At 74.6% G+C, this 17,517-nt stretch carries 14 protein-coding genes; 9 read left to right on the top strand and 5 right to left on the bottom strand.

Translation table 11 applies throughout. The features are described from left to right. Positions 1–161: 161 nt before the first annotated feature. From Sdagh_RS15630 to sucD, 3 genes are all read left to right on the top strand, one after another. A complete protein-coding gene (locus tag Sdagh_RS15630; protein WP_190076723.1) occupies positions 162–1,331 on the top strand; it encodes a hypothetical protein in 1,170 nt (389 codons plus the stop codon). 897 nt (positions 1,332–2,228) lie between these two features. Then, the gene (gene sucC / locus Sdagh_RS15625; RefSeq protein ID WP_190076724.1) at positions 2,229–3,413 is read left to right on the top strand and encodes an ADP-forming succinate--CoA ligase subunit beta; all 1,185 of its coding nucleotides are present in this window, start codon (positions 2,229–2,231) and stop codon (positions 3,411–3,413) included. Positions 3,414–3,441: 28 nt separating this feature from the next. Beyond that, positions 3,442–4,326: a succinate--CoA ligase subunit alpha gene (gene sucD, locus Sdagh_RS15620; RefSeq protein ID WP_189417720.1), complete on the top strand. Its 885-nt coding sequence runs from the start codon at positions 3,442–3,444 to the stop codon at positions 4,324–4,326. An 84-nt stretch (positions 4,327–4,410) separates the two neighbouring features. Here the strand turns inward: sucD and Sdagh_RS15615 are convergent, their stop codons facing one another. Then, positions 4,411–5,646 (bottom strand): helix-turn-helix domain-containing protein, encoded by a 1,236-nt coding sequence (locus tag Sdagh_RS15615; protein ID WP_190076725.1) that lies wholly within the window; start codon positions 5,644–5,646, stop codon positions 4,411–4,413. A gap of 96 nt (positions 5,647–5,742) precedes the next feature. On the opposite strand from Sdagh_RS15615, the gene Sdagh_RS15610 reads away from it, so the two are divergent. Continuing rightward, entirely contained in the window at positions 5,743–7,458 is a 1,716-nt protein-coding gene (locus Sdagh_RS15610) for a cell division protein PerM (protein ID WP_190076726.1), read from the top strand. Between the two features lie 8 nt (positions 7,459–7,466). Here Sdagh_RS15610 and Sdagh_RS15605 read toward each other — a convergent pair whose 3' ends face one another. Beyond that, positions 7,467–8,276: a hypothetical protein gene (locus Sdagh_RS15605; RefSeq protein WP_189417713.1), complete on the bottom strand. Its 810-nt coding sequence runs from the start codon at positions 8,274–8,276 to the stop codon at positions 7,467–7,469. 303 nt (positions 8,277–8,579) lie between these two features. Here Sdagh_RS15605 and purN point away from each other — a divergent pair, with 303 nt between their 5' ends. Beyond that, positions 8,580–9,209, top strand: coding sequence for a phosphoribosylglycinamide formyltransferase (gene purN / locus Sdagh_RS15600; protein ID WP_189417711.1), 630 nt, complete (start codon positions 8,580–8,582; stop codon positions 9,207–9,209). After that, positions 9,206–10,768, top strand: coding sequence for a bifunctional phosphoribosylaminoimidazolecarboxamide formyltransferase/IMP cyclohydrolase (purH, locus tag Sdagh_RS15595; protein ID WP_190076727.1), 1,563 nt, complete (start codon positions 9,206–9,208; stop codon positions 10,766–10,768). The genes purN and purH overlap by 4 nt, the downstream gene beginning before the upstream one ends. Before the next feature lie 42 nt (positions 10,769–10,810). Here purH and Sdagh_RS15590 read toward each other — a convergent pair whose 3' ends face one another. The 3 genes from Sdagh_RS15590 to Sdagh_RS15580 all read right to left on the bottom strand — a co-directional run bounded on the left by Sdagh_RS15590 (position 10,811) and on the right by Sdagh_RS15580 (position 13,980). Beyond that, positions 10,811–12,439 (bottom strand): serine/threonine protein kinase, encoded by a 1,629-nt coding sequence (locus Sdagh_RS15590; RefSeq protein WP_190076728.1) that lies wholly within the window; start codon positions 12,437–12,439, stop codon positions 10,811–10,813. Then, positions 12,436–13,221, bottom strand: coding sequence for an FHA domain-containing protein (locus Sdagh_RS15585; protein ID WP_189417702.1), 786 nt, complete (start codon positions 13,219–13,221; stop codon positions 12,436–12,438). Before Sdagh_RS15585 ends, Sdagh_RS15590 begins: the two co-directional genes overlap by 4 nt. A 114-nt stretch (positions 13,222–13,335) precedes the next feature. Further along, positions 13,336–13,980, bottom strand: a complete 645-nt coding sequence (locus tag Sdagh_RS15580) for a hypothetical protein (RefSeq protein ID WP_189417699.1) — start codon at positions 13,978–13,980, stop codon at positions 13,336–13,338. Between the two features lie 292 nt (positions 13,981–14,272). On the opposite strand from Sdagh_RS15580, the gene Sdagh_RS15575 reads away from it, so the two are divergent. The 3 genes from Sdagh_RS15575 to Sdagh_RS15565 all read left to right on the top strand — a co-directional run bounded on the left by Sdagh_RS15575 (position 14,273) and on the right by Sdagh_RS15565 (position 17,332). After that, positions 14,273–15,130: a bifunctional methylenetetrahydrofolate dehydrogenase/methenyltetrahydrofolate cyclohydrolase gene (locus Sdagh_RS15575; RefSeq protein ID WP_189417697.1), complete on the top strand. Its 858-nt coding sequence runs from the start codon at positions 14,273–14,275 to the stop codon at positions 15,128–15,130. 145 nt (positions 15,131–15,275) lie between these two features. Further along, the gene (locus tag Sdagh_RS15570) at positions 15,276–15,719 is read left to right on the top strand and encodes a DUF3017 domain-containing protein (protein ID WP_226535363.1); all 444 of its coding nucleotides are present in this window, start codon (positions 15,276–15,278) and stop codon (positions 15,717–15,719) included. 251 nt (positions 15,720–15,970) lie between these two features. After that, positions 15,971–17,332: a helix-turn-helix domain-containing protein gene (locus Sdagh_RS15565; RefSeq protein WP_189417694.1), complete on the top strand. Its 1,362-nt coding sequence runs from the start codon at positions 15,971–15,973 to the stop codon at positions 17,330–17,332. The last annotated feature ends 185 nt before the right edge of the window (positions 17,333–17,517 follow it).

Below are 17,517 nucleotides of genomic sequence, written 5' to 3'. Positions count from 1 at the left end.
GCGGCCGGCGTCCCCATCTCCGCCCGTCCGTACTCGCGTCGCGTCGGTTGCCGCCCGTGACGCCCACCTCGTTCCGTCGCACGGGAGGCGTCTCCTTGTCCTGGCCGGCCGCACTGCTTGATGCCGCTCGGCGCGTGCCGCGCTCGGTGACGGGGCGGCACGTGCTTCTCGGGGCGCTGCTGGTCGGTGTCGTGTTCGTCCTCGGGCTGTTCCTCGGGCAGCGTGCGCAGGCTGCGGAGGGCGGCGCGGACGCGGGGGTGCGGGCGTCGGCGGAGGCACAGGGCGAGGCAGAGGGCGAGGCGGAACAAGCGCGCCCGGTAAGCGGGGCGTTGGCCCTGCTCGGCGGGGAGGCCCTCGGCGACGTGAGCGACGCTGTCGGCGCGGTGGCCGGGAGGGGAGACACGGCCGGGGGCGGCGCTGCGGAGCGGACGGACGTGCCGTCGCCGCGAGCACCGCAGGCACCGACGTCGCGGTCGACACCCCCTCAGCCGGCGCCCTCACCGTCGTCGACACCGCAGGCGCCGACCAGGCCGGGGCAGCCTGCCCGGTCGCGTCTCCCCGGCGTCGCGAGTCCGCCCGTACCCTCCGGCCTGCCGAGCCTCGCTGACCTGCCGAGCCTCCCGGATCTGCCCGCCCTGCCCGCTCTCCCCACCCCCGCACCCGACGACGACCGTCCCACCCGGCCCGCGCACCCCACCCTCCCCGCTCTCCCCCTCCCCGCCGACCTGCCCGTCCTCCCGGACCTGCCGGACCTGCCGGACCTGCCGGACCTGTCCGGTCTGCTCGGTGGGGCGACGCTTCCCGGGCTGCCCGAGCTTCCGACCGGCCCGGCGCTTCCGGGTGGGGTCGAGGTGCCGGTGGGGATCGCCGTACCCGCGCAGCCGTTGCCCGCGCCGGTGGGCGGTGACGAAGGGGACGGCCCGGTCGGACCGCCGCACGGAGGGGCCGCGCCCTCCGCCGTGGCGCCGGGCCCGGCCGCCGCGTCCGTCGCCCGAGGGCGGGGCGGTACGCCGAGCGGTGCGGCCGGGGCGGTCGGGCCGGTCGGCGTGCACGGGGTGGCGTACTCGGGGACGTCCGACCTCGACATCAGGCGTCCGGCTGCGGGCGGCGGACGAACAGCCGCGCCCGTTCCGCACGCGCCCGCCGGGGACCCGGACGGGACGCTGGATGCCTCGGCCGCGGCCGATCACGGTACGCCGCGGCACGCCGACGCCTCCGCCGTCGCCCTCAGCACCCGGATTCCGCAGGTGCTCGTGGCCGGCTCCGTCGTCCGCGCCGACGCGAGCGACATCCGCGACCGGTACCGGGACGTACTCGTCCCGCCCGCGTAGTCCCGAGGTCCCGGAGACCGGGAGTTCGCCCGTCCCCCCAGGTCCGGAGTCCCACAGGCCCGGACTCTCCCTGGCACGGAGCCCCACGGCCCTGGAATCCCACAGGCCCGGGGTCCCGGAGTTCGGGACTCCGTAAGCCCAGGGGGTCCCGCAGGCCCAGGGTTCCCGCAGGCCCGGGGTCCCCGCAGGCCCGGCGACGGACGAGGCTCACCCCCCTGGCGGGCCCCCTCCCCCTCCGGCGTGGACTCACGCACCTCCGGCGTGGACTCACGCACCTCCGGCGTGGACTCACGCACCTCCGGCGCAGACCCACGCGCCGCTGAGACCGTGCCGTGGCCCCCGCGTCCGCGGCAAGGCCGTTCGCCGCGCCGCGCCTTCCCTCCTGACCTCCCGCCCAGCACGGGCGGGTGCCCGACGCCGCGGAGTCTCCGGTGCCGGAACGGCCGAAATCCGTCGTTCGTCCGGCAGCGGGGTCCGCGGAGAAGGCCGTCCCGTCCCCAGGGGCGGGGACGGGACGGCCACGCCCCGGCGCACCAGCCGGCACCGACCGGCGTCCGGGGCGCACACCGGCCTCACCGGGCCCACCCCAGCCCGGTGAGGCCTCCCCACAGCCCGCCACCCTCACCCTCCCGTCCGTCTCGCCGTCCGGCCCCCTCCCCTCACCTGCGGCACCCCGTGCCAGTGAGGGCGGCATCATGTGACAGGTATCACCGCTCAGGTGTGAGGTGAGATTTAGAGACCGTCCGCCAGCGGCGATAACCTGCGAGACGGACATGCCGCGCGCTCGGACACCGTGTGCGCCTCCCTTGTGACTGACAGACGGCGGACGTCACGTTGCCCTCGCGGCACGCCCACGCAGACAACGAACCGCGAGATCACTGATAGGGACGGAAGCGCGTGGACCTGTTCGAGTACCAGGCGAGGGACCTCTTCGCCAAGCACGATGTACCGGTGCTGGCCGGTGAAGTCATCGACACGCCTGAGGCGGCCCGCGCAGCCACCGAGCGCCTCGGTGGCAAGTCCGTCGTCAAGGCCCAGGTGAAGGTCGGCGGCCGCGGCAAGGCCGGTGGCGTCAAGCTCGCCGCCTCGGCGGACGAGGCCGTCGCCCGCGCGACGGACATCCTCGGCATGGACATCAAGGGCCACACGGTCCACAAGGTGATGATCGCCGAGACGGCCCCCGAGATCCTGGAGGAGTACTACGTCTCCTTCCTCCTCGACCGTGCCAACCGCACCTTCCTCTCCATCGCCTCCGTCGAGGGCGGCATGGAGATCGAGGAGGTCGCCGCGACCCGCCCCGAGGCCGTCGCCAAGACCCCGATCGACGCGATCGACGGTGTGACGCCGGAGAAGGCGCGCGAGATCGTCGAGGCCGCGAAGTTCCCGGCCGAGGTCGCCGACAAGGTCGCGGACGTCCTCGTCAAGCTGTGGGACACCTTCATCAAGGAGGACGCCCTCCTCGTCGAGGTCAACCCCCTCGCGAAGGTCGCCTCCGGTGACGTCATCGCCCTGGACGGCAAGGTGTCGCTCGACGACAACGCCGAGTTCCGTCACCCCGACTTCGAGGAACTCCACGACAAGGCCGCGGCCGACCCGCTCGAGGCCGCCGCCAAGGAGAAGAACCTCAACTACGTCAAGCTCGACGGCGAGGTCGGCATCATCGGCAACGGCGCGGGTCTCGTCATGAGCACCCTGGACGTCGTCGCGTACGCCGGCGAGAAGCACGGCAACGTGAAGCCCGCCAACTTCCTGGACATCGGCGGCGGTGCCTCCGCCCAGGTCATGGCGAACGGCCTGGAGATCATCCTCGGCGACCCGGACGTCAAGTCCGTCTTCGTCAACGTCTTCGGCGGCATCACCGCCTGCGACGAGGTCGCCAACGGCATCGTCCAGGCGCTGAAGCTCCTGGAGGACCGCGGCGAGAAGGTCGAGAAGCCGCTGGTCGTCCGCCTCGACGGCAACAACGCCGAGCTGGGCCGCAAGATCCTCACCGACGCCGCCCACCCGCTGGTGCAGCGCGTCGACACCATGGACGGCGCCGCCGACAAGGCCGCCGAGCTGGCTCACGCCGCCGCCAAGTAAGCACTCAGGACGAGGACACCAACACACCATGGCTATCTGGCTCAACAAGGACAGCAAGGTCATCGTCCAGGGCATGACCGGCGCCACCGGCATGAAGCACACCAAGCTCATGCTCGGCGACGGCACCACCGTCGTGGGCGGCGTGAACCCGCGCAAGGCGGGTCAGTCCGTGGACTTCGACGGCACCGAGGTACCGGTCTTCGGCACCGTCAAGGAGGCCATCGAGAAGACCGGCGCGAACGTGTCCGTCATCTTCGTGCCGGAGAAGTTCACCAAGGACGCCGTCGTCGAGGCCATCGACGCCGAGATCCCCCTCGCGGTCGTCATCACCGAGGGCATCGCGGTGCACGACTCGGCGTCGTTCTGGGCGTACGCCGGCAAGAAGGGCAACAAGACCCGGATCATCGGCCCGAACTGCCCCGGCATCATCACCCCGGGTCAGTCCAACGTCGGCATCATCCCGGGCGACATCACCAAGCCGGGCCGCATCGGCCTGGTCTCGAAGTCCGGCACGCTGACGTACCAGATGATGTACGAACTGCGTGACATCGGCTTCTCCACCGCCGTCGGCATCGGTGGTGACCCGATCATCGGCACCACGCACATCGACGCGCTCAAGGCGTTCGAGGCCGACCCCGAGACCGACCTGATCGTCATGATCGGCGAGATCGGCGGCGACGCCGAGGAGCGGGCCGCGGACTTCATCAAGGAGAACGTGACCAAGCCGGTCGTCGGCTACGTCGCGGGCTTCACCGCGCCCGAGGGCAAGACCATGGGCCACGCCGGCGCCATCGTCTCCGGTTCGTCCGGCACCGCCCAGGCGAAGAAGGAGGCCCTGGAGGCCGCGGGCGTCAAGGTCGGCAAGACCCCGACCGAGACGGCCAAGCTGGCCCGCGAGATCCTGGCCGGCTGAACCACCGCCGCGTGACCCGAGGGCCCGCCACCCCAGCAGGGGAGGCGGGCCCTCGGGCCTGTCCGGTGCGTGGCGCGGTGCGTGTCAGCGGGCCTGCGGAACCAGCCGCTCCGGCCCGTCCTGGAGCTGCTCGCGCAGCTTGTTCCGCAGGGTGACTTCCTCGTCCGACAGCGCGCCCTGCGCCATCCGGGCCGGCACGCCCCGCACCGCCTGTCCCGCGGGCACCGGTGGCTCGTACCGGGTCGGGGCGGTCCACAGCGTCAGCGTCGTCGTCCCGATCAGGGCGGCCGTGAGCGCGATCGCGGCCCGGGTCAGCAGCCTGGCCCGGCGTTCGCTGCCGATCCGCACCGCCGGTGACTCGGCGGCACGCAGGCGCGCGGTGGACGCCAGCTCGGCGAGGCGCCGGTGCAGTTCGGCGGGGTCCGCCAGCCGCGGCAGCCGGGCGGCGACCGCCTCGCGGGCGCTGAGCAGCCGGTTGGCCGCGGCCGGCGTGGTCGCCTCCGTCTCCGCCGCCGTCTCCGGCAGCCCCAGGCCGACACCGTCGTAGAGGACGAGGGTGCGGCGGTGGGCGGGCGGGAGTTTCAGCAGGGCGGCCAGCAGGACGCGGTCGTCGGCGCCGGCGGCGGGCGGTTCGGGCTGCCGGTGGCGGAACCGGAACCGGTGCCAGGGGGAGAGGGCGTACTCGTACGCCGCCGCCCTGATCCAGCCCGCCGGGTCCCGGTCGCGGGCCACCTCGGGCCAGCGGTCCCAGGCGAGCTGGAAGGCCCGCTCGACCGACTCCCGCGCCAGTTCCCGCCGTCCGGTGAGCAGATACGCCTGCCGGACGAGGGCGGGGGCGCAGAACGCGTACAACGCGTCGAACGCCTGAGCGGGCGTCAGGGGCGGTGGCCCCTGCTCGGGTTCGGCCGCCGGTGCCGGTGCCGGTGCCGGTGCCGATCCCGGTGCCGAGCCCGATCCCGGCTCGACACTTCCCTCCTCCTCGCCCTTTCCCTCCGGCACGGCACCCTCCGGCACGGCACCCTCCGGGGGCGGCGCGACGTTCGGCGGTGCGGCCGGCACCGTCCCACCCGTCGCCCCGGTCCCTCCTGTCGTGGGCGTCTCCGTCGCCTCCCCGGTCTCCTGGGCCAGCCTGGCCAGCAGTCGCGCGTACGCCTCCCGCTTCCGGCCGTGCGGCGTCGTACGGCCGGTCTCCCACGCGCGTACCGTCTCGCGGCTGACACCTACCCGAGTCGCCAGCTGAGCCTGGGTCAGGGCGGCGGCCTCCCGCAGGCGCCGGCGTGCCTTGGGAGGGGGAAGCGGAATGACAGGACTCTCCGTCACCGGGCGCCCCTCCGTGCGAAAAAGTACATAAACATATATTGAGCGACACAGCGGTGCTTCGCCTGTTACGACGGGAAAGCGCGTGTCGTTGGGAGCATGACCGGCGTGATGCCCACGACCGCTCGCCGACCGTCGTCGTTCTCGTCGCCCTCCCCGCTCCTCGCCCGTGTGCGTGAACGCTGGCGGGACCGTTCGCCGGGGCTCGCCGCCGGGCTGCTGGGCGGCGCGGTCGCCGCCGGGCTCGGACTCGGCGCGCTCGCCGTCCTGGTGACGGTGCTGTGGATCAGCGCGCCCTCGCCTGACACCGGTCCCGGTGGCGCCCTGCACACCGCCACCGCCCTGTGGGTGCTCGCCCACGGCGCCGAACTGGTCCGCACCGACACCCTCTCCGGCGTCCCCGCCCCCCTGGGGGTGACGCCGCTGCTCCTCACCCTGCTGCCGGTCTGGCTGCTGCACCGGGCCGCCCGGGACGCCACCGACGCCGGTGACGGCACCGGCGTGACCGTGGGGCCGGGCGCCGGTGTCCGGGTCCGTGACCTGCCGGACGGCGTCCGTCACCTGCCGGACGGCCCGCCGCCGGTCTCCGCGCGCAACGCCTGGACGGGCGTGGTCCTCGGCTATCTCGCCGTCGCCCTGCCCGTGGTGCTGTACACGGGTGACGGCACCCTGCGGTCCTCCTGGACGGCGGTGCTGTGGGTGCCGCTGGTCACCATGGCGGCGGCCGGCGCGGGGGTGTGGACGGCGTTCGGCCGTCCGGGCGGTCCGGTGGGCCGGGCGCTGCGCGCGCTGCCCCGGTCACCGCGGGAGCTGATCGTGGAGCCGGACGCGCGCATGGGCGCCTCGGCGCGCGCCGCGGGCGCCGGCGCGGCGGTGCTGGTCGGCGGCGGGGCGCTGCTGCTGACGGTGTCCCTGGCGGGCCACGGCGGCGCGGCCGGGGATTCGTTCCTGCGGCTGGCGGACGGCTGGGCGGGGCAGGTCTCGGTCCTGCTGCTCTGTCTGGCGCTGGTGCCCAACGCGGCGGTGTGGGCGGCGGCGTACTCCCTCGGCCCCGGGTTCGTGCTGGGCACCGGCCATCTGGTCGGCCCGTTCGCCTCGGCGCCCGCCTCGCCGCTGCCGCCGTTGCCGCTGCTCGCGGCGGTGCCGGACGCGGGGCCGGGGACGCCGCTGCACTGGGCGGTGGCGGCGGTGCCGCTGGCGGCCGGTGCGACGGTGGGGTGCTTCACCGCCCGGTCCGCCACCGCACCGGCCCGCGCCCCCGTCCCCACGGTCGCCTCACCGGTGCCCACCACGCCGGCGCCGCGGACGGAACCGGCGGTGGCCGGGGGGCGTACGCCGGTCTGGTCGAACGGGCGGACCGTCGCCGCCGCCTCCCTGGCGGCGCTGCTGTGCGCGCTGCTGGTCGCGCTGTTCGCCGCGCTGGCCGGCGGACCGCTCGGCACCGGGGCGCTCGCCCGGTTCGGGCCGGTGTGGTGGCAGGCCGGGGGCGCGGCCCTCGTGTGGGTCTGGGCGGTCGCCGTCCCGACGGCGCTGGTCGGACGGGCCTGGCGGGCACGGGCAGGCGCACGCGGGAGCGCGGCCGGGACATCGCGGGCGGGGGGCGTCCGCCGGTGGGCGGCGCGCGTGCCCCGCCCGTCCCCGGCGTGGTGGGAGAGAGTCACCGGACGCGGGACGGGGGAGCACACCACCGCAGGCCCCTCCGGCCGCCACGGCGAGGACACCGGCCGGACCACCGCCGGCGCCACCCCGTACGACCTGCTCCCGGCCGACGACCCGCCTGCCGACCCGTCTGCCGGTCCGCTCGGGAAACCCTGACGGCGCCGTCAGCCCTCCGTGCCGAGCACGCTCCGCAGCTCCTCGGGCAGGTGCCGGCTGCACGACTGCTGCGCCTCATGGGTGAGCGCGTCGCTGCGGCAGGTGTAGTAGTCGCTGTAGACGAGCTGCGCGGCGAAGGACGCGGCGACCAGCAGGATGCCCAGCGACGCTGTGACCAGGCCGCTGACGGCGGCGGTGGTCTGCGGGCGGCCGGCGCCGGGCGGCTGCTCGGGCGCCGGGGTGTCCGGGTCGGCGGCGGCGCGGGGCTTGGCGCGCAGGGCGCTGACGCCCCAGTACAGCGCCAGCGCACCGAGCAGCAGCGCCACGTACGCCCAGCTGAACAGCGCGAAGAACAGGGCCCACATACCGCTCAGCAGCGCATACCGGGCGCGGCGCTGGGCCGGGTCGGTCGGGTCCCAGCGCGGGCCGCCCGGGCCGGCGGGCTGCTCCGGACCGCCGCCGTGGCCGGGGCCGCCGGGGCGCTCGCCGAAGCCGCCGGGGGAACGGCCGGGCTGCCGGTCGCTCCACTGCCCGCCCCACGGCCGGTGACCGCCACCGCCCTCACCCCGCGGGCCGCCGTCGCCGTCACCGTCGCCGCCGGACGGGCGGCGCGGCTGCCACGGCCGGTCCGGGGTGCCCTCGGGCGGCGGGGCGAAGGGGTTGTCGTCCTGCTCGGGGGCGCGGTCGCCGGTCCCGCGGCCGCCGGGTGCGCCGGGCGGCGAGGACGGGCGCTCTCGCAGCAGTACGGCGGCGCTGTGCTCCCTTCCCTGCGCCGACTGCTGGGGGAGCGTGAGCAGTCGCAGGCTGCGGTCCGGCATCAAGTGAGCGTCTTCCCCTTGGCTGTGGGCCCATGGCGGTGGCGATCGGGCGGATACGACTGGTGAACGCGCGGTACGCGGACAGCGTTCCCGGCACGCCTCCCTCCGCACGCTACCTTCCGGCCACGCCCCCGTCCCGAGGGGGCCGTCCGGAGTGCCGGTATCGTTGCTGCCGGTCGGCTGCTTCGTAGGCTTCCCCGTATCCGGGGGCGTGAAGCATTCGTACGACCGCACAAACGCGGTGGTGCGAGCCGTCCGTACCACCTGTGACACCACCCCGCTTCCCCGAGAAAGGCCCCCACCGTGGAGCGCGTCGCGCGTCTCGTCGTGCTGGTCTCCGGCTCCGGCACCAACCTCCAGGCGCTCCTCGACGAGATCGCCGCCACCGGGACCGGGGCGTACGGCGCCGAGATCGTGGCCGTCGGCGCGGACCGCGAGGGCATCGAGGGGCTGGCGCGCGCCGAGCGGGCCGGGGTGCCGACCTTCGTGCGGAAGGTCAAGGACTTCGCCACCCGTGAGGAGTGGGACGCGGCGCTCGCCGGGGCGGTCGCCGCGTACGAGCCGGACCTCGTGGTCTCGGCCGGGTTCATGAAGATCGTGGGCAAGGAGTTCCTGGCCCGCTTCGGGGGGCGGTTCATCAACACCCACCCCGCTCTCCTCCCCAGTTTCCCGGGGGCGCACGGCGTGCGGGACGCGCTCGCGTACGGCGCCAAGGTCACCGGCTGCACCGTCCACTTCGTCGACGACGGCGTCGACACCGGTCCGATCATCGCGCAGGGCGTGGTGGAGGTCCGGGACGAGGACTACGAGGACGAGGGTGCCGCTCTGCACGAGCGCATCAAGGAAGTCGAGCGAAGGCTGCTCGTCGATGTCGTGGGCCGGCTCGCCCGCCACGGCTATCGCATCGAGGGACGAAAGGTAGTTATCCAGTGACCGCCGAGAGCAACAAGCGGGCCATCCGTCGCGCGCTGGTCAGCGTCTACGACAAGACCGGTCTTGAGGAGCTCGCCCGCGGGCTCCACGAGGCGGGCGTCGAACTCGTCTCCACCGGGTCGACGGCCGGCCGGATCGCCGCCGCCGGCGTCCCGGTCACCAAGGTCGAGGACCTCACCGGTTTCCCCGAGTGCCTGGACGGCCGGGTCAAGACCCTGCACCCCAAGGTGCACGCCGGCATCCTCGCCGACCTGCGCCTGGAGAGCCACCGGCAGCAGCTCGACGAGCTGGGGGTGGCACCGTTCGACCTGGTCGTGGTCAACCTCTACCCGTTCCGCGAGACCGTCGCCTCGGGGGCGTCCCCCGACGAGTGCGTCGAGCAGATCGACATCGGCGGCCCCTCGATGGTCCGCGCGGCCGCCAAGAACCACCCCTCGGTCGCCGTGGTCACCAGCCCCGGGCGGTACGCCGACGTCCTGGACGCCGTGCGGGACGGCGGCTTCGACCTCGCCGCCCGCAAGCGGCTGGCCGCCGAGGCGTTCCGGCACACCGCCGAGTACGACATCGCGGTCTCCTCCTGGTTCGCCTCCTCCTACGCCCCGGCCGACGACTCGCCGTTCCCGGAGTTCCTCGCCACCAGCCTGGAGCGCGCGCACACCCTGCGCTACGGCGAGAACCCGCACCAGCCCGCCGCCCTCTACACCGCCGGCACCGGCGGGCTCGCCGAGGCCGAGCAGCTGCACGGCAAGGAGATGTCGTACAACAACTACACGGACACGGACGCCGCCCGCCGTGCCGCGTACGACCACGCCGAGCCGTGCGTGGCGATCATCAAGCACGCCAACCCGTGCGGCATCGCGACCGGCGCGGACGTCGCCGAGGCGCACCGCAAGGCGCACGCCTGTGACCCGCTGTCCGCGTTCGGCGGCGTGATCGCGGTCAACCGGCCGGTCTCCAGGGAGATGGCCGAGCAGGTCGCGGAGATCTTCACCGAGGTCATCGTCGCGCCGGACTACGAGGACGGCGCCCTCGAAGCCCTCACCAAGAAGAAGAACATCCGCGTACTGCGCTGCCCCGACACCCCGGCCCACCCGGTCGAGGTCAAGCCGATCGACGGCGGCGCGCTGCTCCAGGTCACCGACCGCCTCCAGGCCGAGGGCGACGACCCGGCCACCTGGACCCTCGCCACCGGTGAGGCCCTGACGGCGGACGAGCTGGCCGAGCTGGCGTTCGCCTGGAAGGCGTGCCGGGCGGTCAAGTCCAACGCCATCCTGCTCGCCAAGGACGGCGCCTCGGTCGGCGTCGGCATGGGCCAGGTCAACCGCGTCGACTCCGCGAAGCTCGCCGTGGAGCGGGCGGGCGCCGAGCGCGCGCGGGGGGCGTACGCCGCGTCCGACGCGTTCTTCCCCTTCCCCGACGGCCTGGAGATCCTCACCGAGGCCGGCGTGAAGGCGGTCGTCCAGCCGGGCGGCTCGGTCCGGGACGAATCGGTGGTCGAGGCCGCGAAGAAGGCCGGCGTCACCATGTACTTCACCGGGACGCGGCACTTCTTCCACTGAGCCGTGGCGCCGGGCCGCGCGGGTCCCTGAGAACTCTCAGGGTCACGTGCGGCCCGCGGGCGTGTATTCCTTGAGGTAGTGGGCGACGCGGTCGGCGTAGTCGCGGTACTGCGGGGGAACACCGGCCGCGTCGTTCACCGTCCGGTACGACGTCCGGTAGGCGGCGGCGATCAGGACGCGGCGGTCGCCCGGCAACCCGTCCTCCAGGCGGGGCGCGATCCAGCACAGGTAGCGGCCCATCGCGGGGATGGACTCGGCCGGCGGGAACGGCGGTTCGGGTACCGTCTCGCCCGGGGTGCCGTCCTCGTTCATCCACCAGCGCAGCACGCGCGGGGTCCAGCGGGCGATGCCGTACTCGTCCCGCGCGGGGTCGGCCAGGTCGGGGTCGAAGTCGCTCTCCACCTTCAGCATCGCGGCGATCAGCGCCGGGGTGACGTGCGCGTCGGCGCAGTCGTGCGCGGTCTCCACGATCAGCAGCCGGTACGCCGGCGGAACGCCCCGGTCGGTGCGCAGCTCGGCGGCGCCGTAGGAGGCGGCGGCGACGGCCGGGGTGCCGGCGGAGGAGCCGCCCGCCCCGGGGCCGCCCCCGCCGTGCCGGTCCGGGCCCGCGCCGGTGGGGCCGGCGACGCCGTACGCCAGTGCCGCGACGGCGGCGGTGGCGGCCGCGGCGGCGAGGACCCGGTGTCCTTTGCCGCGGCGCGCGCGGAGGAACGCGGCGGGCCGCCACCACAACCGCCGGCCGTCCACCGGGGCGGCCGTGACCTGCGCGACCCGGCGCAGCAGCGCCTCGGTGCCGATCCGGCCGGTGTGCGTCCGGGTCAGACAGGCGCGGACGATCTCCCGCCACTCCTCGGGCAGTTCCGGTGACAGCCGCAGCTCGTCGGTGCCGCGGGCGTAGGCGACGGCGGCGTCGCGGCGGGCGGCCGGGGTGCCGCCGGGCAGCGGGAGGGAACCGGCGAGCACCAGGTGGGCGAGGATGCCGAAGGCCCAGACGTCGGCGGACGGGCGGGTCTGCCGGCCCCGCTCGCCGATCTCGGACCAGAGCAGCTCCGGCGGGGTGTAGTCCGGGGTGGAGAAGGCGGGCGTGTAGGCGTGGGTGCCCTCCAGCTCCGCGGCCATGTTGAAGTCGGCGAGGCGCGCCGAACCGTCCGCCATCAGCAGTACGTTGCCCGGTTTCAGGTCGCCGTGGACCCAGCCGGCGCGGTGCAGCTGGGCCAGGCCCTCGCAGACCTGGGCGAGGAGGACGGGACCGGACGCCGGCCGCGGGTCGGCGGCGAGCAGGCCGGACAGGGAGCCCGCGGCCCGTTCCAGTACGAGGACGGTGGCGCCGTCGAGGCGGGGCTCGCCGGGGTCGTCCACGGTGAGGGTCTCGTACATGCGCACCAGCCGGGGCCTGCGCAGCCGGCGCAGCAACCGCACTTCACGCTCGGCCAGTTCGCGCAGGTGGGCGAGGTACCGGGGCGTCCCCGTGCCGGTCGGCAGGAACTTGAGGGCGACGGAGGCCGGCGCGTCCGCCCCGTCCGTGGCGCCCGCGGGGGACGCGCCGCCCGCGTCGCCGGCCCGGCGGGCGGCGTAGACGCTGCCGAAGGCGCCGGTCGCGATCGGTTCGCGTACCTCCCAGTCGCCCACCCGGTACCCGCGCGGCACCGGCACGGCGTACGGCTCGTTCACCGCAGCGCCCGCCGGGACGGCTCCGCGAGGACCAGCAGGTCGTCCTCGCGGACCAGGTCGAAGCGGAGCGCCAGCGACACCAGCGACTCCTTCTTGCCGTTCAGCCGGGGGCCGGGATCGGCCGTCTCCGGGCCGGGCTTGAGGCGGAGCTTGACGGCGAGGTAGTCGATGTTCCACTGCACCGACGTACGGGACGCGGCCGGCCAGGCGGGGCGCAGCCGCTCGACGACCTGGTCGACGGTGGGCAGCGGGGCGTGCGGCGCGCCCCGCAGCCGGGGCTCGCACAGGGCGGCCAGGACCGCGAAGTAGCGCTTGGTGCGGTCCAGGGAGAAGGCCGGTGCGGTCGGCTCGCCGTCGCGGCGGCCCGCAGCGCCGTCCCCGTCCGCACCCTCGTCTCCGTCCCCGGTGCGGAGGTAGTCGTGGCGCGGCGCCCACACCTCGACCGGCAGCAGCTCGCCCGCCGCGGGCAGCACGATCCGCGAGAACTCGAACGGCACCGGCGCGTCCAGCCGGCCCGGCGCCACCTTGATGTGCTCGCCCGCCCCTTCCGGGTTCTCCACCACGTACGTCTGCCGGCGGGAGAGGTTGCTCAGGGTCCAGAAGGCTCCGTGGGCGGTGATCTCACCGGCCCGGCGGGACACCCCCTCGTGCGGGACGGTCAGCCCGCCCGCGGGGACCGAGCGCCCGAAGGCGAGCCGCTCACCGGGGGCGAGCCGGAGCTGGGGGCGGTGGTCCGGTCCGTCCTCCGTGGTCGGCGGAGGTACCACGATGATGCTGTACAAGGTGCGTCTCCCCGTGCCTGACGGCTGCACCGGCAAGCCTAGGGGGACGCGTCGGGGCCGCGCTCCCCTCGAAAGGGTGAGACACGGCCCCGGGACGTGAATGGCCGGAAGTGCTCAGTACCGCGGGCGGTTGAACCAGTGGCCGCCGTTCTTGTTGGCGCAGAACACGATGATCAGGATGCCGAGGACCACGCTGACCAGCGCGAAGACATTGGCGCCGACGAGGCTGACCAGGCTGAACAGCAGGACCACCGAGGCGTAGACGATCGCGGAGACGCGGACGCCGCCGCGGCCGGTGGCGAACTTCACGCCGGTGAGGATCGCCCAGGCCGCGAAGGCCAGGACGATCACCCCGAGGACGATCATGACGCCCGCGCCGACGCTGGCGGCGGTGTCCGCGTCCTCGGCGGAGAAGGCCGGGTCGGAGGAGACGGCGTCCTCGAACTGGTCGGCGAACCAGGCGCTGGCCACCATCATCAGGATGCCGCCGAGCACCTGGAAGCCGCCGAGTACGAACAGCATGATCCGCGCGGCCTTGACCGTGCCGGGCATCTCGGCGGGCGGGGCGGGGTAGCCGCCGTAACCGCCCTGGACCGGCGGGGCCGCCGGGTAGCCGTAGGCGGGCTGGCCGGGCTGCTGCTGGTACTGCGGGTAGCCGTAGTCACCCTGGCCGGACTGCTGCTGCGGGTATCCCTGACCGGGCTGCTGCCCGCTGTCCTTGGGGGAGCCGTAGGGGTTGTTCGCATCGCCGAAACTCATGGCGGTTCTTCCTCCGTCTGTCGCGTGCGGGGACGACGCGCGGCATGGTGCGGAGGAAGGTCTGGTGAGCGGTTCGTCCCCCCGGTACTGCCCCGCGGCACTGTGCCCGTCAATCGTTCGTGACCGGGCTCTCGCTTGTCCAGCCTTGTCCGGGCGTATTCGCCAGGTGTTGTGCAAGTGCAACATCCTTGATCAATACGGGACACGGCGGGACCCGTCCGGTGCGGTGCGGGCGGCGGTGGCGGGGTGGCCGGATTGGAACAGGAGGCCGGTCATCCGCGAGGATGGGGGTATGACCGCCCAGATTCTCGATGGCAAGGCCACCGCAGCCGCGATCAAGTCCGAACTGACCGCCCGCGTGGCGGCCCTGAAGGAGAAGGGCGTCACGCCCGGCCTCGGCACGATCCTCGTCGGGGAAGACCCCGGCAGCCAGAAGTACGTCGCCGGCAAGCACCGCGACTGCGCGCAGGTCGGCATCGCCTCCATCCAGCGCGAGCTGCCCGCCACGGCGACGCAGGAGGAGATCGAGGCGGTCGTCCGCGAGCTGAACGAGGACCCGGCCTGCACCGGCTACATCGTCCAGCTGCCGCTGCCCCGGGGCATCGACGAGAACCGGATCCTGGAGCTGATGGACCCGGAGAAGGACGCGGACGGCCTGCACCCGATGAACCTCGGCCGCCTCGTCCTCAACGAGCCGGCGCCGCTGCCCTGCACCCCCAACGGCATCCTCACCCTGCTCCGCCGCCACGGCGTGGAGATCAAGGGCGCCGAGGTGGTGGTCGTCGGACGGGGGGTCACCATCGGCCGGCCGATGCCGCTGCTGCTCACCCGGCGCAGCGAGAACGCGACCGTGACCCAGTGCCACACCGGCACCCGCGACCTCTCCGCCCACCTCAAGCGCGCCGACATCATCGTCGCCGCGGCGGGCTCCCCGCACCTGGTCCGGGGCGAGGACGTCAAGCCGGGCGCGGCCGTCCTCGACGTCGGCGTCTCGCGCAACGCCGAGGGCAAGATCGTCGGCGATGTCCACCCGGACGTCGCCGAGGTCGCCGCCTGGATCTCCCCGAACCCCGGCGGCGTCGGACCGATGACCCGGGCCCAGCTGCTCGTCAACGTGGTCGAGGCGGCGGAGCGCAGTGCCGGCCGATGAGAAGGCCGCGGACACGGCCGAGGAACGGGACACGCGGGACGTGCGGGACGAGCAGGACGGGCGCGAGGTGACGCGGGGCGCGGGCGTCGACGCCGAAACCCGGGCCGGTGCCGAGGACCGGGGCGGTGCCGACGACCCCGACGGCATCACCGTCCGGGACGCCGTCAGTGCCCCCGACGCCCAGGGCCGGCCGCGCCGGGTCACCCGCCGGTTCCCGCTGTTCACCCGGGACACCGCGCGCCCCGAGGGCGGTGGACGGGCGGCTCCCCGGGACGCCCCGGCGCCCGCCCGGCAGTGGCCGGTGCTCACCGTCGTCGGCCTGGTCGGGCTCGGCCTGCTGCTGACCGCGCTGGACGCGTTCCGCGCCGGGACGCTGCTCATCGGCCTCGCGCTGCTGGGCGGCGCGGTGCTGCGCTGGTTCCTGCCGGACGTCGGCATGCTCGCCGTACGGTCCCGCTTCACGGACATCGCCACCTACGCCGTGCTCGGGACAGCCATCGCGCTGCTGGCGATGATGGCCCAGCCCAAGCCCTGGCTGGAGATCCCGTTCCTGAAGGACACGCTGCACTTCACCGTGAGCAACGAGTAGCTGCGGGCGCCCTGTCAGGGGCGAGACCGGGGCCTCCCTGAGACGGACCACGGGGGTCCCGGTGGGAGACTGGACCGCGAGCCAGGGGCGTGCGACGGTGCATGTTCGCTGCCGCTCTGCTTCTGTGCGCCCTCGCCCCGGGAAACCGAGCCCTTGCCGGGCGCATCCCTGTGGGTATCCAGAACGGGACTCGGCGGAGCGCACCCGCACGGGGGACGACCAGCACGACATCCGGGGGAAGAGGGGAAGCAATGCCTCGTTGGAAGGCCTTGCCCGACGAACTGGACCCGCAGATCAAGGAGTTCGCCGGCCAGCTGCGCAGGCTCGTCGACCGCAGTGAACTGAGCATCGCGGCGCTGGCCGACGCCACGGGTTACAGCAAGTCGTCCTGGGAGAAGTACCTCAACGGCCGGCTGCTCGCCCCCAAGGGCGCCATCGTGGCACTCGCCGAGGTCACGCGGACCAACCCGGTGCATCTGACCACCCTGTGGGAGCTGGCCGAGCGCGCGTGGAGCCGCTCGGAGATGCGGCACGACATGACCATGGAGGCCATCCGCATCTCCCAGGCGCGAGCGGCACTGGGCGACCTGACAGCACCGCAGTCCGAGGTCAGGAGCGGCAAGGGCCTCCGGGCGGAGAACCGGACCGAGAGCCGGGGCGAGCACCGGGCCGACAAGCGGGGCGAACACCGGGCGGAGAAGCGGGGCGAGAAGAGCGGTGCGGCCGGCCGGGGGGCCGGGGGCGCCGTCCTCCGGCCCGGTGTCGCCGGTCCGGCCGGAGTGGCACCGACGGTGCCGCCGGTGCCGGCCCAGCCGACGCCCGCGGACAGCCAGGACCGGGCCGGCGGCCGCAGCGGCGACGGCTCCGGCGGGGGCAACTCATGGAACATCGCCGGCTACCGGGGCCCGGCGCCGGCCGGTCCGCGGGCGGCCGGAGCCGCGTCGTACGGCGCCCATGTGCCCGGACCCGGCGGACCGGGCGGTCCCGGCGGACCCGCGCGCCCCGCGCGGGACGCCACCGTCGCGCTGGGCGTCGCCGGGGAGCCGGGGACCGCCCCGGTCGCCCGGCCGCGGGGCGGACCGCCGCCGGACGGCCGCGCGCCGGGCCGGAGGGCCGGGAGCGGCGGCCGGCGGCTGACCACGTTCGTCGTGAGCGCGGTCGGCGTCCTGGTCGTGGCCGCCGGGGCGTTCTTCCTGCTCGACGGCGGCGACGACGAGAAGGCCGCGGGCACCCGGCCGTCCCCGTCGCCCACCGCGACCACCGGCCCGGCCCTCCCGGCCGGGGTGAAGTGCGGCGGCGACCAGTGCGCCGGGAAGGACGCCGAGGCCATGGGCTGCGGCGGGGACCTGGTCACCACCGAGCGGACGGCGACCGTCGGCACCGCCCTCGTCGAGGTCCGGTACAGCAAGATCTGCGGTACCGCCTGGGGCCGCGTCACCCAGGCCGGAGAGGGCGACGAGGTCACGATCAGCGCGGGCGGGGACGAGCAGACCGGGTCGGTCACGGTGGCCGGCGACACGATCGCGTACACGCCGATGGTGGCCGTCGGGGCCCCGGCCGACGCCAAGGCGTGCGTGCTGCTGGCCTCCGGCGAACAGGGCTGCACCGAGTGACCGGGCAGCCGACGGCACGGGCGGCAAGGGCCGCGTGGGACGGGCGCGGAACCGCCCCCGCGAGGCCCCTGGAAGCGGGCGTGCCGCGGGCGCCGGAAAAAGTGCCGCCGCAAGAGGCATGACCGCCGCGAACCCGGGCACGCGAACAGTACCCCCACGGGAGTCCGGCAACGGGTGTCCCTCAC

The sequence above is a fragment of the Streptomyces daghestanicus genome (assembly GCF_020521275.1).
GTDB lineage: Bacteria > Actinomycetota > Actinomycetes > Streptomycetales > Streptomycetaceae > Streptomyces > Streptomyces griseoviridis.
Note: the sequence above shows the minus strand (reverse complement) of the source record. Positions and strands in the feature narration are given on the sequence as shown.

Bases quoted from the DNA above. Each gene is read 5' to 3' on its own strand.
- Sdagh_RS15605 (WP_189417713.1), bottom strand. From the start codon at position 8,276: ATGCCGGACCGCAGCCTGCGACTGCTCACGCTCCCCCAGCAGTCGGCG.
- Sdagh_RS15610 (WP_190076726.1), top strand. From the start codon at position 5,743: ATGACCGGCGTGATGCCCACGACCGCTCGCCGACCGTCGTCGTTCTCG.
- Sdagh_RS15575 (WP_189417697.1), top strand. From the start codon at position 14,273: ATGACCGCCCAGATTCTCGATGGCAAGGCCACCGCAGCCGCGATCAAG.
- Sdagh_RS15580 (WP_189417699.1), bottom strand. From the start codon at position 13,980: ATGAGTTTCGGCGATGCGAACAACCCCTACGGCTCCCCCAAGGACAGC.
- Sdagh_RS15565 (WP_189417694.1), top strand. From the start codon at position 15,971: ATGCCTCGTTGGAAGGCCTTGCCCGACGAACTGGACCCGCAGATCAAG.
- sucD (WP_189417720.1), top strand. From the start codon at position 3,442: ATGGCTATCTGGCTCAACAAGGACAGCAAGGTCATCGTCCAGGGCATG.